The organism is Leucobacter holotrichiae (genome assembly GCF_055791005.1).
In genome coordinates this window covers 70,232-85,498 of the sequence record NZ_JBVUAC010000008.1, presented here as the reverse complement: position 1 = coordinate 85,498, position 15,267 = coordinate 70,232, and the positions used below count along the sequence as shown (strand labels likewise).

Below are 15,267 nucleotides of genomic sequence, written 5' to 3'. Positions count from 1 at the left end.
CTCAGCTCTCGTCGATTTCGATCCGGTCCAGTCGTTCGCCCACCAGGCCGAGGGCGGCCTCGCGCGGCGTGATCCCCGCAGCGTCGGCCGCGATGAGCGCCTCCTCGGTAAGTTCGCCCAGTCGCTCGTCGAGCATCCTCCGCGACTGCTCCCAGCTCCCGTCGACGTCTCCGAACAGCACCCACCACCACCAGGCGTTCGTGCCGGAGTTGGCGATGAAGTCGGGGATCACCTCGACGCCGCGAGCCGCGAGCCGCGCTTCGGCCTCGGGGGTCACCGGCAGGTTCGCCGCTTCGACGATCAGTCGCGCTGCGACATCGTCGCAGTTGTCGACGGTGATGCAGTCGGAGATCGCCGCGGGCACCAGCAGTTCGCAGTCGACCTTCAGCCATTCGTCGCCGGACAGCGCGACCGCACCCTCGGGGAGCCGGTCGCGATCGACCGTGCCGAAGCGATCCCGGGCCGCCAGCAGTGCCTCGACGTCGAGCCCGCGCTCGTCGGTGATCGCGCCGGCCGCATCGACGACGCCGACGATCTTCACGCCGGCCCGCGCGAGGAAGCGCGCGGTGGCACCGCCCATCGAGCCGAGCCCTTGCACCACCGCGCGCACGTCGCCCGGAACGAGTCCCCGCAGCCGCATCGTCGTCAGGGCGGCGACGGCGACGCCGTACCCGCCCACGAGCTCGTCCTGCGCGATCCCGTCGACTGCGACCCCGAAGGCCTTCGCCACCCGGGCGTCCGAGGCTTCCACCGCCGCGTCGTCGCCGAGCAGTCGGCGCACAGGAGCGACGGCGCTGCCCCAGCCCCGGCGCTCGAAGATCTCGTCGATGACGTCCTGGCGCACTCCGAGATCCTCTCCGACCGCCCAGTAGCTGCGCAGGATCGGGGTGAGGCTGTCGAAGAATCGCTCGAGCACGCCCGCCGCATCGGGATCGCGGGGATCGAAGTCGATGCCACCCTTCGCGCCCCCGACGGGCACGTAGTTCAGGCGCTCGCTCAGGTGCACCGCTTCCTTCTTGGTCATGGCCTTCGCCAGGCCGCGCACCTCATCCAGGGTGCATCCGGCTCGCATACGCAGACCGCCACTCGACACGCCGCGCAGCAACCGGTCGATCACGACGTACCCCACCGCATCCGAGCGGCTGTCATGCCAGGTGATCTCCATGAACGACGGCCGCTCATCGACGGTTTTCACACTCATGCACGTCTCCTCTTCGAGAACCAGGCTGATTCGGTCCGTCACCGGTTTATTAAATGACGGTTCAGTTAAGAGTGTGCAGCAGGACCGAAATGAAGTCAAGACCGATTCGACGGAGCCCGGTCACGCGGCCGGCGCCTCCCACGAAACGCCGAACTGGCGCGCCAGGAACCCGCGCACCCGCGCGGTCGTATCCGGGACGCCGGCCCACTCGGGCGCGGTGACGCTCATCACAGCCATACCGTTGAGGAACGACATCAGCTGCACCGCGGCCTCCTCCGGATCGTCGATCTCCGCCGCACCGCTCTCCGCGCACGCGTGCAGCGCAGAGGTCATCAGGTTTCGCCACGCAGTGTCGAACCCGCGGATCACCTCGGCGAGCGAGGGCTCGAACTGACTCGCCGCCCAGCCGTCCAACCACAACCGCCAGCTGCGCAAGCTCGCGTCCGTCGGCAGGTACCAGTCGACGATCACCACCAGGCGCCGCAGCGGCTCCGTTTCGCGCTCGGCGATCCCCCGCGCCACCTGGAGGTCTCGCTCCGCGGCGAAGGCGAACGAGGCCGCGAGCAGCTCCTCCTTTGTCCCGAAGTGATAGATGATGAGCCCGGCGCTGACCGAGAGTCGCCGCGCCACGTCTGCGACGCGCACGGCCTGATGACCGCGCTCTCCCACCAGCGCCACCGTCGCCGCGAGGATGTCCTCCCGGCGCTCCGCCCCTCGCGCCTGGCCGGCCACGGCGTCCCCCTCCACCTCGAAGGTGAACCGTGCAGTCGAACGGTTCACCGACAGCGTATGCACTCGCCCTGACACCGGACGAAGTTCGCCCCGCCGGCTGCACGAGCACGTGGCAGCGCAGCCGACGGGGCCGGTGTCTGCGAACTTCTCTACCTCAATCTACTGCGCCATCCAGACGTTGAAGCGCTCGGTGACGTCGCCGTAGTTCTCGGCCCAGTAGCCGTAGTCCATGGTGGCCGCGGCCTGGGAGTCCACCGCCTCACTGCCTGCGAGCTCAGCCTGCACTTCGGTCGGGATGAACTCGAGCGCCTGGGGCGAGGCAGGGCCGTATCCGGTTTCGATCGCCTGGTCGGCCTGCGCCTCGGGGTTCGAGAGGAACCAGACCATCCAGTCCTCGGCGAGCTCGGTATTGGGGTACCCCTGCGGGATCACCACATGCTCGTAGGTGGTGAGATTCTCACCGAACTCATTGGCGACGGGCTGGCCGTCAGCGGCGGCCTGGGTGATGCGGCCGTTCCAGGCCTGCACCAGGGGCGCCTCGCCACTCGCGACGAGCTGCGTCTGCTGATCCCCCGTGTCGTACCACACGATGTCATCCTTGATCGTGTCGAGCTTCGCGAACGCACGATCCAGATCAAGCGGATACAGATCCTCCGGCGCCACACCGTCCGCGAGCAGCGCCGCCTCGAAGATCCCGCCCGTCGCATACTTCCAGAAACCCCGCTTCCCCGGGAACTTCTCCGTATCGAAGAACTCCTCCCACGTCGTCGGATGCGCATCCGCGAACTTCTCCGTGTTGTACCCGATCGTGAACGCATACTGCAGAATCGGAATCCCGCAATCGCTCACGAATGCGGGATCGACCTCGGCCTCCTCGGCCGCCTGCTTCACCTCGTCGCTCAGCTTCGTGAGCGTGCCAGCTTTGCAGGCCGTATCGGTGTAGTTGGGCTCCGTCTCGACCACTCCCCAACTCACCTTGCCCGCATCGACCATCGCGTCGAGCTTGGCGTAGTCGGTGGGCGAGTCCTGCTGGACTGTGACGCCGTTCTCATCGGCCCACGGCTGCACGACCGTGGCGACGTGCCCCTCTTGCGCGGCGCCGCCCCACATGGTGACGGTCAGCGATTGCTCATCGGGAGCGCCGCCGCCTCCACTGACGCAACCGGTGAGGGCCAATCCCGCTGTCGCGATCGAGGCGACGACGAGGGTTCTCCTGGGGTATCGCATGACGTCCTCCTTGACGTTCATAATTGATCCTTCAGTCAATATAGCCGAAGGTCACATGTTCCGCGAGATCACGAGGCGCATGATGTCGGAGGTGCCCTCCTCGATCTCCTCGAGCTTCGCGTCGCGCATCCACTGCTCCACGGGGAACTCGCGCGAGTAGCCCCAGCCTCCCAGCGTCTGCACCGCGGCCCAGGTGCAGAAGGCGGCGGTCTCCGAGGCCTGCAGCTTCGCCATCGCCGCCTCGGCGACCACGGGCTTGCCCTGATCGAACATGGTAGCCGCACGGAGGGTCTGCAGCCAGGCGGCGTCGATCCGAGTGGCCATATCTGCGAGCCGGAAGGCGACTGCCTGGTGCTCGATGATGGGCTTGCCGAACTGCACCCGCTCGCGAGCGTAGTTCAGCGCGAACTCGTACGCGGCACGGGCGCAGCCGGTCGCGGCGGCGGCGAGCACGATGCGCGAGGCGTCGAAGGTCTTCATGAGGCCGATGAAGCCCTCGCCCTCCGCGCCGAGGCGGTTCTCCTCCGGGACGAAGACGTCGTCGAAGAACAGTTCACGGCAGCGAATCGCCCGCTGCCCCATCTTCTTCATCGGCTCGCCCATCGTGAAGCCCTCCGCCCCCTTCTTGAGCAGGAAGGCGCTGACGCCGCGGGAGCGCTGCGACGGGTCGGTCTTCACGAAGACCACGTACTGATCCGCGTAGCCCGAGTTCGAGATCCACGCCTTCTGCCCGCGGAGCAGGTACCCGCCGTCGGTGCGATCCGCGCGGGTGGTGATGGAGGCCGCATCCGACCCCGCGCCCGGCTCGGTGGTGGCGAGCGCGGTGAGGATCGGATTCTCGCCGGTGAGGGGCCGCAGCCATTGCTCCTTCTGCTCCTCAGATCCGAGTACGAGCAGCGGATCGGCGAAGAAGCCGTTCGAGCACAGGAAGTTGCCGATGCCGAGATCGCCCCAGCACAGCTGCTCCTGCACCAGGCACTGCGTGAAGAGATCGGTGAAACCGCCGCCGCCGAACTCCTCGGGGATCATGAAGTCGGTGATGCCGACCTGCGCGGCCGCCTGGAACAGTTCGAGGGGGGAGCCATCGTCGGCCTCATCGACCTCGCGGCCCAGCGGCCGCACCTGCTCGCGTGCGAAGTCGCCGCAGAGTTCGACGATCGCCTCCTGCTCATCGCTGAGCTTCCAGACGCTGCGGGTGCTGTCCATGAGGTTCATGTGGGGTTCCTTCCGTTGAGGTGCCGGGACGCGTCTTCACGTCGCTCGTGCTGTGGCTGGTCTTGCAGGGTTGAGGCGGCGGCCGGATAGGCGCGCCGATCAGGGATCGGGGATCGCGAGGCAGTCGACCGTGAGCGCGTCGTCGATGCCGACGCGAACGGGGTTCAACTCGATCTCGCGAATGCCGGGGCTCGCTGCGAGCACGGCACCGAGGCGCACGACGATGCGCGCGAGCGCCTCGCTGTCGAGTGCGGGACGACCTCGCCAGGGAGCGAGCAGCCGCGAGCTCTTGAGGCTCGCGATCATGCCGCGCGCCGCGTCGATGCCGACGGGGGCGAGTTCGAGTGCGACATCGGTCCACACCTCGGTCTCGGTGCCGCCGTAACCGACGGTGACGACCGGGCCGAAGGTCTCGTCGCGTCGAGCAGCGACGATGAACTCCGCGACGTGCTCACGCGTGTCCTGCACCTCCACCGTGTAGTCTCCGTCGCCGATCCGAGCATGCATCTCAATGAAGGCCTCACGCGCGTCGACCGCCCCTCGAAGGTGCAGCGCGACTCCCCCGGCCTCCGTCTTATGAGCGAGCCAGGCCGCTTTGAGCACGACGGTGCCGCCCAGCGCCTCAGCCGCGGCCCCCGCCTCCTCTGCGGTGCGTACGACCCGCAGTTCGGGGAAGGGGATGCCCGCCGCGGCGAGCGCCTCGCGGATCTCGGTCTGCGTGCCCGCCGCCAGGGGCCGGCACCGTTCCCCGCGCGCGGGCGCGGGTCGGCCGAGTCGATGAGCGGCCGCGGTCGCGAAGAGGCTGTCTTCGATGCGCCCGGAGACCGGCACTCCCGCGTCGAGCAGGTGATGGGCGATCCGCGAGTCGGGAGCCATCGCATGCACCAGCACGGGCACCCCCTCGACCGCGGCGAGGCGATCGGCAATCGCGCGCTCCGATTCGAGCAGCTGGGGCGTGTCGTGGCCGTAACTGCAGAAGTATCCCGAGAGCACTACCGCGTCCACCTCGCCGCTCTCCGCGAGCAGACGCGGGAGTTCGGCGTAGACCGCCAGGTCGGCCTCGCCCGACCCCGCGAGATCGATCGGATTGCGGGTGGAGGCGCTCCTCGACAGGTGACGTCGCAGGCGATCCCGCAGCCCTCGGCTCAACTCGGGCAGTTCGAGCCCCAGCCGGGCGGCCTCGTCGGCAGCGATGCCGCCCTGGCCGCCGCTGTCGGTGATGATCGCAACGCGCGGGCCGGCGGGCGGTGGCCTGCGATCGAGATACGAGGCCACCTGTACGAGCTCGGCGGGTGTGCGCACGCGCAGCACTCCGGAGGCCCGGCACGCCGCGTCGACGAGATCCATCGAGGAGGTCATAGCACCCGTGTGCGACTGGGCGAGGGCTTGGCTCGCACTGCTCTCACCGGTTGTGAGCAGCACCGTGCGCTTGCCGGCGGCCGTCGCTCCCCGGAGCGCCTCGAACAGTTCGTCAGCCGCGGAGAAGTCCTCGAGATAGAGGCCGATGGTGCGCGTGAATCCGTCGGAGACGAGAGTGCGAACCACCTCGGCGGCCCGCACATCGGTCTGGTTGCCGAGCGAGACGAATCGAGAGACCCCGACGCCCATGCGCTGCCCCATCGCCGCGATCTCGCTGCCGAGCTGGCCGCTCTGGGAGACGATGGCGAGGCTGCCCGGGCGCATTCCGCCCCACATCAGCTGCAGTTTGCCCTCGGCCGAGTAGATGCCGAGGCTGTTGGGGCCGATCATGCGGGCTCCATGGTCCGCGAGGAGCTCCGCGGCTTCCCGTTCCCCCTCCATTTCCGCCGCGACGACCAGGAAGGCGCGGGTGCCGAGTTCGAGAGCCTCTCGGATGACGCCCAGCACGAGCGGCCCGGGCACCGAGATCGCCACGAGCTCCGGCGTTTCCGGCAGGTCGGCGAGCGAGGTGTGGCTCTGCACGCCCTCGATCACGGCCCCGGAGCGGTTGACCATGTAGACCCTGCGGCGATCCTTGCCGAGGGCGGCGCCACGCGCAAGCCAGTGCCCCCACTTCGAGGGGTCGGCGGAGGCCCCCACCACGGCGACCGAGGCCGGAGTGCTGAAGGAGCCCAGCGAAGCCGGGTCGGCGCCGCTGAGAGCAGAAGTAGCGGATAACAGCATCGTCGTCCTTGATCCGAGGCATCATTGCCATTAATTGATTCATCAGTTAATTTAGCGAATGCGCGGGATCGAAGTCAACCCCGGCGATCGAAGATCGACCTCCGACCTCAACGCCCGAGCGGTCAGCGGGCGATCAGATGATCGCGAACGAATTCACGGCAGATACGGTGCATCTCATCCGCGGAGATCACCGAGGATCCGAGCAGGGCCTGCACGGCGAGACCGTCGATCATCGAGACCAGCTGGTTCACCTCCGTGCGGAGATCATCGGTCTCGAACACGCCCTGCTCGATCCCCTCCGCGATGACGCTCCCCATGAGGCTGCGCCATTCGTCATAGGCGTCATCATTGAGCTGACGCAGACGCTCGTCCTGCAACGCTCCCACCCAGAGCTCGAGCCACACGTGCCAGGACTCGCGCGTCGCCTCATCCAGCGGCACGTAGGAGCCGAGCAGCGCGTCCAGCTTCTCATCGGCGGGCAACGGCTCGTCGAGGATGGAGGCGCGCCGCTCGAGCGAACTCGCGAAGTTGTCCTCGAAGGTCTCGCGGATCAGCTCATCCTTGCTTGCGAAGTAGTAGTGCACGATCCCGGGAGATACCCCAGCCTCGCGCGCCACATCGGCCACGCGCAGCATCGCGACCCCCCGCTGCACCATCACTCGGCGCGTCGCCGCCATGATCTGCGCGCGTCGCTCGTCTTCAACACTCGGTCGAACCATGGTGGCGGTTCCTCTCAGGGCTCAGAAATCCCATCGTAACCCGTCGGCTCGCTCTCAGCGAGCGCCGAGCGCACCTCCGCGGCCGCCCGCCGTCCCGACGAGATCGCGCCGTCGATGTACCCGTTCCAGACGCTCGCGGTTTCGGTGCCGGCCCAGTGCAGGCGGCCGACTGGGGTGCGCCACCCAGCAGCGCTGTGCTCGATCCACGCCCCCGGAGCGGGGTTCGCAGCGTAAGCTCCGCCGATGAATCGCTCCTCCGCCCAGTCCTTCTCGGCGTAGCGCACCGGGGCCGCGGCCTCCTGCCCGAAGAGGTCGACCAGAGTATCGACGACCTCCCGCACGCGCTCCCGCTCATCGAGGGCCCGCCATGCCCGGACCCGGTCGGCGTAGACGAAGCAGACCAGCACCCCCGCCGACGCGTCATGCGGAGAGTTATCGAACACGAAGCCGAGCAGCGGATCGCCGTAGAGCGTCGATTCACCGCTCAGGCCGCGGTCGCGCCAGAAGGGTCGGTTATAGCTGACATGGATCTTCACAACGTCGCCCATCGGGCTCTTCGCGAGCCACCTGGCTCGCGGCGTCGGCAACGGGGGCTCGTGCAGGATCTGCTGGCCCGCCGGCGGCGGCACTGCGACGATCACACGGTCCGCCCGCACGTCTCCGGCCTCCGTGACGACACGCACCGCATCCTCCGAGCGCTCGATGCTCCGCACCGGCGCGCCGAGGCGCACACGATCACCGAGGAGAGCCGAGATGCGCTTCGCGACCTCCTGCGCGCCATTCGCAAAGCGAGTCTCCTGAGCGCAGCCCTCGGCCTCCATCAGCTGATCGAAGCTGCCCGCGGAAGCGACGTAGAAGAGGAAGTGCAGCATCGAGATATCGCGCGGCTCGACGGTCCACACGCTCTGCACCGCGAGCGCGAGGCGCAACCGGGCATCGGGATCCTGCACCGTCCGCTCGAAGTAGGAGTGCACGGTCTCACTGTCGAGCTCGACAGCACCCGGCGTCGCGGCGGGGTTCTCGAGATCCACCGCGGCAGACATCCGATCGATCTCCTCCATGACCCGCACATACTCGCGCATACCCGGGCCGTCATCGGGGCCCGCGATCTTGAAGTGACGCTTCGAGCCGTCCGTCCAGCGCTCGATATTCTGCCCGCCGAGGTAGGTGGGGAAGGTCTCGACACCGAAGCGCTCGACCAGCGAGAGGAAGTCGCGCTGCGTGGGCCCCACCCACTGCCCTCCGTGATCGATGACCACTCCTCCCTCATCCACGAGAGAGAGCGTGCGCCCGCCGACCCGTTCCCGGGCCTCGATCACCAGCACATCGATGCCGGCGTCGTGGAGTTCGAGAGCGGCCGAGAGACCGGCGTAGCCGGCGCCCACGACGACGACCGAGGTTCGTTCCGGCAGTGTTTCCGGCAATGACGTCACTGTCTGCATAACACGTCAGTATATCATTAACTGGTCAGTCAAACAATTATGATCACCCTCTTGACTTCGTGCGCTTTCTTCCCCAAGCTCGTTTATTGATTGGTCAACCAATCATGAATCGAGGTCGACGTGGACAACGAAGTAGAACTTGAAGTCGAACTGCAGCGACGCCTGGAACGCATGGAATCACCGGGATGCGGCGGGATGGTGCAGACCAACCTGCCGTGGAGGGACTTCCTCATCGCCGCCGGCGCGCTCGCGGCGGCCTCGGCGCTGCTGCTCTGGTGGGCCGCCTGATGGTGCAGCAGATCCATACAGAGAGCCTCAAGGTCGCCCGCGTCCCCGAAGACGCGACACTGAACGAACTACCCCTGCTCCCCCGCGAGCGCATCTGGGGATTCTGGGACTTCTCCACCGTCAATATCGGCCTCGCGATCGCCACCTGGGCGTTTCTGCAGGGCGCCACCGTGGCCTACTACGTGGGTGCCGTCGAGGCGATCGCCAGCGTCGTGATCGGTTACGGCATCTCGGTGCTGCTCGTCGCTCTCTCCCCCGTGCTCGCCTCCGCGAAGTACGGTGTCGAGCAGTTCGTGATGCTGCGCGGTATCTTCGGCCACGGCGGGGCCCGCCTCATAATGATCACCACCTCCACGATCTTCGCGGCGGGCTGGTCGGCGATCCTCGCCATCATGCTGGGCCACGGCGTCGTCAACATCATCAACGCGGCCTTCGGGGTCGAGCTCAGCAAGACCGGCGCCGCGGTCAGCATCCTCGGCCTCATCGCCATCGTCAGTGCATGGGCGATCCTCTCCCGAGGCCCCGTCTCGGTCGAGCGCGTCAGCCAGGTCGTCGCCCCCGCGCTCGTCATCGCGCTCGTCGTCATCACCGTCATCATCTTCACGCGCGTCTCCTGGGAGGAGCTCACCGCGATCCCGGCGCTCGACCCCGAGGAGAACCCGCACGTCAGCTTCATGATCGCCATCGAACTCGGCGTTGCCGGCGGTTTCGCGTGGTGGCCCAACATGGGCAACCTCGCCCGGCTCACCCGCAGCGCCCGAGCCGCGTTCTGGCCCAACTGGATCGGCATCTTCGGCGCATCGGTCTTCGCCGCGCTCATCGGCACCTTCGCCGCACTCGTACTCGAGATCACCGAGCCCACCGACTGGCTGATCCCGCTCACCGGTACCGTGTTCGGCATCATCGCGCTCGTCGCGATCGCATTCGCCAACATCACGGCGATCCTCTCTCAGGGCTACGGCTCGATGCTCGCGCTGCGCAGCGGCGGAGGCAGGCTGTTCCAGCGCATGGCCTGGCCGCTCATGGGCGTCGTGATCCTCGGCCCCGCAGCCGTGCTCGTGTTCTTCCCGGGCACCGTGTACGACAACTACGGCCGCTTCCTATCGTGGGGCGCGATCCTCGTCGCCCCGCTCGTGGGAATCGGGATCGTCGACTACTTCCTGCTGCGCCGCACCCGCGTGCCGATCCGCGAGCTCTACAAGCCGGCCTCGGAGTCGGCGGTCGGCTACTGGTACGGCTGGAACCCGGTGGCGTTCGTCGCCCTCGCGGCGGGTGCCGTCACCTACACGCTGCTGCTGCACCCCATCGCTTACGTGCCGTCGCCGCTCTTCGGCTACACGACGGCATCGATCCCCTCCTGTCTCGTCGGCGCGCTCGTCTACCTCGTGCTCACGAAGGCGGTCACGCAGCCCCTCGGGCTCGGCGGGTACCGGATCGAGACGCCCGTATCGACCGGGCTGATCCGCACGCAGCCGGCCGCATCGGCCACTCCTCAGTCCGGAACATCGAAGGAAGCGCAATGAGAATCGCGGTGTTGGTGAAGGAGGTGCCCGACACATACGGGGACCGGAAGCTGGTTCTGGAGACGGGGCTGGCTGATCGGGGTGCGTCTGAGGCGGTGCTGGACGAGATCGGTGAGCGCGCGCTCGAGGTCGCGCTCCGGCACGCCGATCAGCATGACGGCGTCGAGGTCGTGGTGGTGTCGATGGCCCCGGAGGGGACCACGGCGACGATCCGCAGGGCACTCGCGATGGGCGCGTCTGCCGCGGTGCACGTGATGGATGCCGGTTTGGTGGGTGCCGATGCGGTGCTGACGGCGGAGGTGCTCGCGGCCGCGCTCCGGCGGTCGGAGTTCGATCTAGTGGTCGCCGGCAACGCGTCGACGGACGGGGCAGGCGGGGCGGTGCCGGCCATGCTGGGCGAACTGCTCTCGATGCCGGTGCTGTCGGGCCTGTCCACGGTAGAGATCACCGAGGACGCGGTGTCGGGGGTGCGTCCGGTGGAGGGGGGTGTGCAGCGGGTGTCGGCGGGGCTGCCTGCGGTGGTGTCGGTGACGGAGGCGTTGCCGGATGGGCGGTTCCCGAATTTCAAGGGCATCATGGCGGCGAAGAAGAAGCCCCTGGAGACGCTGTCATTGGCGGACCTGGGGGTGGATGTGGAGGACTGGTCGGCGGGCCGGTCGATTCTGGTGTCGGTGGCGGAGCGGCCGCCGCGGGCAGCGGGTGTGAAGATCGTGGACGAGGGTGACGCGGGCGAGCAGCTGGCCGCGTTCCTGGCCGAGAACCGGCTGGCGTGAGAAGGGATGCGGGCGTGAACGACGTTTCGAAGAGCACGATCCTGGTGGTGGCCGAGACCCTGCCGGGCGGAGGCCTCGCCCCCGCGACGGCGGGGCTGATCGGGGCTGCCGCGCAGATCGGCACCCCGGTAGCAGTGGTTCCCTCATCCGACGAGGCGCTGGCCGCGGCAGCGGCCGGACTCGGCGCGGCGCGCGTGCTGACCGCGCCGATAGAGGTGTCGGTGCTGGGGGTGCCGGCGGTCGACGCGGTGGTGGCCGCGATCGGGGCGGTGCGCCCGGAGGCGGTACTGCTGCCGCACTCGCTGGACGGGCGGGACGTGGCAGGTCGGGTCGCGGCGCGGTTGCGCCTCGCGCTGGCCCTGGACGCGGTCGGTGTCGCCCGGGACGCGGAAGGGATCACCGCGGAGCACTCCGTGTACGGGGGCGCCTACACCACCACCTCCGCGGCGACGACCGGGTCGTTGATCGTGACCGTGCGGCAGGGCGCGATCGACGCCCGCGCCGAAGCGCAGCCCCTCGTCGTGGAAATGCTGGAGGTGCCCGGGTCGGGCAAGCCCGCCGCCCGGATCGACAGCTTCGACGCGGTCGTGGAGTCTTCGTCACGGCCCGAGCTGCGCGGGGCCGCGAAAGTGGTCTCCGGCGGTCGCGGCCTGGGATCGCAAGAACAGTTCAAGCTGGTCGAGGACCTCGCGGACGTGCTCGGCGCGGCCGTGGGGGCGTCGAGGGCGGCCGTGGACGCCGGGTACGTGCCGGCGTCGCACCAGGTCGGGCAGACCGGGGTGCAGGTGTCCCCGCAACTGTATATCGCGCTCGGGATCTCGGGCGCGATCCAGCACCGGGCCGGGATGCAGACCGCGAAGACGATCGTCGCGATCAACACCGATCCCGACGCCCCGATCTTCGAGGTCGCCGACTACGGCATCGTCGGCGACGTGTTCACCATCGTCCCGCAACTGATCACGGCCCTCCATGCCCGAAAGCAGTAACCCCCACATGACCACCCCCACTCTGCGTCGGGGTCTGCCCCGTACCCCCGGCGGCGACCCCTGGCCCCCCGCACACGCCACCCCTGCGGCGGCAGTGCTCCCGGCGGACGCCCCGACCGCGACTACGACCGCCCCGGCACACTCCGCCGTCCAGTCCGTCGACGCTCCTGCATCGCCGACCGCCCCGACCGTCACTGAACCGGCCGTTGCTGAGTCGGCGGTGCCGGTGCAGGAGTCCGGGACCGGTGCGGTTGCGGGCGTCCGCCTACGCCGGGGCCTGCCCCGCACCCCCGGCGGCGAGGCCTGGCCCCCCGTGGAGCACGCCCCCGCGGTGGCGCCCGCTCCGAGCCGCGCCGCGCACGCCGCTCCCCAGAATGCGGAAGTGCCGTCCGCGAGTAAGCCCACCACAGCCCCTGCCTCGGGGGCGCAGGCGGCCTCCAGGCCCGCACTCCGTGACCCGATCCCGGATCCCGCACCGAACACCGCACCCGCCCCTGCACCGGTTACGGCTTCGCTCGCCCCGGCCCCCGCGCCTCTCCCAATGGAGTCAGCACCAGTCGCCGCGACCGCGGCCGCGCCCGCCCCTGCTTCACCTGCTCCGCTGGTGCCCGGGCAAGCCGCGTCTGTGCCTGCTGCGCCCGTGCCTGCCGCGCCTGGGGCCTCGGAGTCGGCGGTTTCGAAGCCTGTGCGGGAGCCGGTCATGCTCGGGTCCCGCACCCTCCCCCAGTGGACAAAACTCCTCACACTGTGGGGCGGGGGCGCGATCCTCGCTGCGGGCATCATCGTGCTCACCGCCCGCGGCATCACCACCCTTCCCGGGGTACCCGAGTTCCTACACCGCTACCCCGGCGAGTACCACCCCCGCGTCGACACCGCGGACGGGTTCCCCGCCTGGGCGAGATGGACGCACTTCCTGAACTTCTTCTTCATGACCCTCATCGTCCGCTCCGGGCTCGCCGTCAGGCACCAGCAGAAACCCCCCGCGTTCTACACCCCCAAACGCGGCGGCAAGAAAGTCTCGATCTATCTCTGGCTCCACACCAGCCTCGACGTGCTCTGGATCCTCAACGGCCTCACCTTCATCACGCTCTTGTTCGTGACCGGGCACTGGGCCAGAATCGTGCCCACCAGCTGGGACGTGTTCCCGAACGCACTCAGTGCGGGCCTGCAGTACCTGACCCTGGAATGGCCCGTCGAAGACGGATGGGTGAACTACAACAGCCTGCAACAACTCATGTACTTCACGATCGTGTTCATCGCCGCACCCCTCGCGATCCTCACCGGCATCCGCATGAGCGAATGGTGGCCCGAACACGCCAAGAAACTGAACAAGTTCTACCCCGCCCCCGTCGCCCGCGCGATCCACTACCCCACAATGCTGTTCTTCGTGCTCTTCGTGATCATCCACGTCTTCCTCGTACTCACCACAGGCGCCCTCAAGAACCTCGGCCACATGTACGCCGGCACCCCCGACATCTCCTGGACCGGGTTCTGGTGGTTCACCGCAGGCCTCGCCATCACGATCACCGCGACCGCAGCCACCCGACCCCTCATCCTCGCCCCCATCGCCGGCACCACCGGCAACATCAGCACCCGCTGAACACAGCCGGCATAAGACGGCATCGCCCCCGGAGGCACTCCGTGGGGCGTCCCGAACGAACGCACCGAGCACGCCCGGCCCGGGCCATGCGACTGAACCCGCTCAGCCGGCGAGGGTGCGGAACTCCAGCTCGTCGGCTGCGATCCCGGGCCGCGCGTTCGCGAAGCTCGTGAATCCCTCGGCCGCGATCCGAGACAGCAGCGTCTTCATGTTCTTCTGCCGCTTCTCGAGCCGCACACGATGGCCGCGCGCGACAAGCTCGCGCTTCACGGCGACCAATTCGGCGAAGGGCACCTCGGCGTCGTAGACGAGCGCGACCGCCTCGGGGCCGGTCGACTCGGGCAGGGAGATGAGATCCACCACCCGCTCGAAGCCGATCGAGAACCCGACCGCCGGAACGTCCTGGCCCAGGAAGCGCCCCACCATCCCGTCGTAGCGCCCTCCGCCGCCGACCGAGCTGCCCGAGCCGGGGTGCGCGACCTCGAAGATCGTGCCGGTGTAGTAGCCCATGCCGCGCACGAGCGTCGGATCGAAGCGCACCTCCACGCCCTCGGGCAGCGCGCCCTGGAGGGCCTCGCCGAGCGCGGCGAGGTTCTCGATGCCGGCCGCAGCCCCCGGGTTCTCGGTGGTATCCGCCAGCACGGATTCAATGGCGGATCGCGTGAGTGCGATCCCCTCCCCCTCGAGCGCGGGCTCCACCGCGGCGAGCACGGCCCCGATCCGATCGGCGGCTTCGGCGTCGATCTCGCGCAGTTCCTCGACCACGCCCACGGCACCGATCTTGTCGAGCTTGTCGACCGTGATGAGCGCGCGGTCGTGAGTATCGGCGGCGAAGCCGCAGTGCTCGAGCAGGCCGAAGAGGATGCGGCGGTCGTTGACGCGGATCACGCAGCCCTCGAGCCCGAGCGCGGCGAGTGCCTGCGAGGTAGCCGTGACCAGCTCGATCTCGGCGAGCAGCCCGGATTCGCCGATGATGTCGATGTCGGCCTGCACGAACTGCCGGTAGCGGCCCTTCTGCGGCCGCTCGGCCCGCCACACCGGAGCGATCTGAATGGCCCTGAAGACGGGAGGCAGCTCGGCGCGGTGGCTCGCGTAGAAGCGGGACAGCGGAACGGTGAGGTCGAAGCGGAGACCCAGGTCGGCGAGCTGCTCGGCGTTGCCCGCCTCGACGGCGGCCTGCAACTGCTCGGGCCGGATCCCGCGTTTCAGAATCGAGAAGCTCAGCTTCTCGTTGTCGCCCCCGAGCCCGGCGTGCAGGCGCGCGTAGTCCTCGACCACCGGGGTCTCGATCTCGTCGAAACCGTGAGACCGGTAGACGCTCTTGATCACGTCGAGCGCGTGCTCACGACGCGCCTTGTCTGCGGGGAGGAAATCGCGCATGCCGCGCGGCGGGTTCACGGGTGCTGCCATGGTCCCCTA

Annotated in this window: 12 protein-coding genes; 4 read left to right on the top strand and 8 right to left on the bottom strand. The window is 68.5% G+C overall.

Annotation, left to right across the window (positions count from 1 at the left end; translation table 11 throughout):
- Position 1: 1 nt before the first annotated feature.
- The 7 genes from AC0KXF_RS11270 to AC0KXF_RS11240 all read right to left on the bottom strand — a co-directional run bounded on the left by AC0KXF_RS11270 (position 2) and on the right by AC0KXF_RS11240 (position 8,660).
- Positions 2 to 1,201, bottom strand: a complete 1,200-nt coding sequence (locus tag AC0KXF_RS11270) for a Glu/Leu/Phe/Val dehydrogenase dimerization domain-containing protein (protein WP_473109280.1) — start codon at positions 1,199 to 1,201, stop codon at positions 2 to 4.
- Between the two features lie 120 nt (positions 1,202 to 1,321).
- Positions 1,322 to 1,981 carry a TetR/AcrR family transcriptional regulator gene (locus tag AC0KXF_RS11265; protein ID WP_473109279.1) on the bottom strand — a complete coding sequence of 220 codons (660 nt, stop codon included), beginning with the start codon at positions 1,979 to 1,981 and terminating at the stop codon, positions 1,322 to 1,324.
- A gap of 111 nt (positions 1,982 to 2,092) precedes the next feature.
- Positions 2,093 to 3,181, bottom strand: coding sequence for an ABC transporter substrate-binding protein (locus tag AC0KXF_RS11260; RefSeq protein WP_473109278.1), 1,089 nt, complete (start codon positions 3,179 to 3,181; stop codon positions 2,093 to 2,095).
- Positions 3,182 to 3,211: 30 nt separating this feature from the next.
- Positions 3,212 to 4,375, bottom strand: coding sequence for an acyl-CoA dehydrogenase family protein (locus tag AC0KXF_RS11255; RefSeq protein WP_473109277.1), 1,164 nt, complete (start codon positions 4,373 to 4,375; stop codon positions 3,212 to 3,214).
- 99 nt (positions 4,376 to 4,474) lie between these two features.
- Entirely contained in the window at positions 4,475 to 6,517 is a 2,043-nt protein-coding gene (locus tag AC0KXF_RS11250; protein ID WP_473109276.1) for an acetate--CoA ligase family protein, read from the bottom strand.
- A gap of 122 nt (positions 6,518 to 6,639) precedes the next feature.
- Complete coding sequence (locus AC0KXF_RS11245; RefSeq protein WP_473109275.1) at positions 6,640 to 7,236, bottom strand: TetR/AcrR family transcriptional regulator; 597 nt, start codon at positions 7,234 to 7,236, stop codon at positions 6,640 to 6,642.
- Positions 7,237 to 7,250: 14 nt separating this feature from the next.
- The gene (locus AC0KXF_RS11240) at positions 7,251 to 8,660 is read right to left on the bottom strand and encodes a flavin monoamine oxidase family protein (RefSeq protein ID WP_473109274.1); all 1,410 of its coding nucleotides are present in this window, start codon (positions 8,658 to 8,660) and stop codon (positions 7,251 to 7,253) included.
- A gap of 305 nt (positions 8,661 to 8,965) precedes the next feature.
- Here AC0KXF_RS11240 and AC0KXF_RS11235 point away from each other — a divergent pair, with 305 nt between their 5' ends.
- The 4 genes from AC0KXF_RS11235 (at position 8,966) to AC0KXF_RS11220 (ending at position 13,848) form a co-directional block, all read left to right on the top strand.
- Positions 8,966 to 10,489, top strand: coding sequence for a purine-cytosine permease family protein (locus AC0KXF_RS11235; protein ID WP_473109273.1), 1,524 nt, complete (start codon positions 8,966 to 8,968; stop codon positions 10,487 to 10,489).
- Positions 10,486 to 11,262 (top strand): electron transfer flavoprotein subunit beta/FixA family protein, encoded by a 777-nt coding sequence (locus tag AC0KXF_RS11230; protein WP_473109272.1) that lies wholly within the window; start codon positions 10,486 to 10,488, stop codon positions 11,260 to 11,262. Before AC0KXF_RS11235 ends, AC0KXF_RS11230 begins: the two co-directional genes overlap by 4 nt.
- A 14-nt stretch (positions 11,263 to 11,276) precedes the next feature.
- Complete coding sequence (locus AC0KXF_RS11225) at positions 11,277 to 12,248, top strand: electron transfer flavoprotein subunit alpha/FixB family protein (RefSeq protein ID WP_473109271.1); 972 nt, start codon at positions 11,277 to 11,279, stop codon at positions 12,246 to 12,248.
- Between the two features lie 700 nt (positions 12,249 to 12,948).
- A complete protein-coding gene (locus AC0KXF_RS11220; RefSeq protein ID WP_473109270.1) occupies positions 12,949 to 13,848 on the top strand; it encodes a cytochrome b/b6 domain-containing protein in 900 nt (299 codons plus the stop codon).
- Positions 13,849 to 13,950: 102 nt separating this feature from the next.
- On the opposite strand, the gene hisS is transcribed toward AC0KXF_RS11220, so the two are convergent.
- Positions 13,951 to 15,258, bottom strand: a complete 1,308-nt coding sequence (gene hisS / locus AC0KXF_RS11215; protein ID WP_473109269.1) for a histidine--tRNA ligase — start codon at positions 15,256 to 15,258, stop codon at positions 13,951 to 13,953.
- Positions 15,259 to 15,267: the final 9 nt, after the last annotated feature.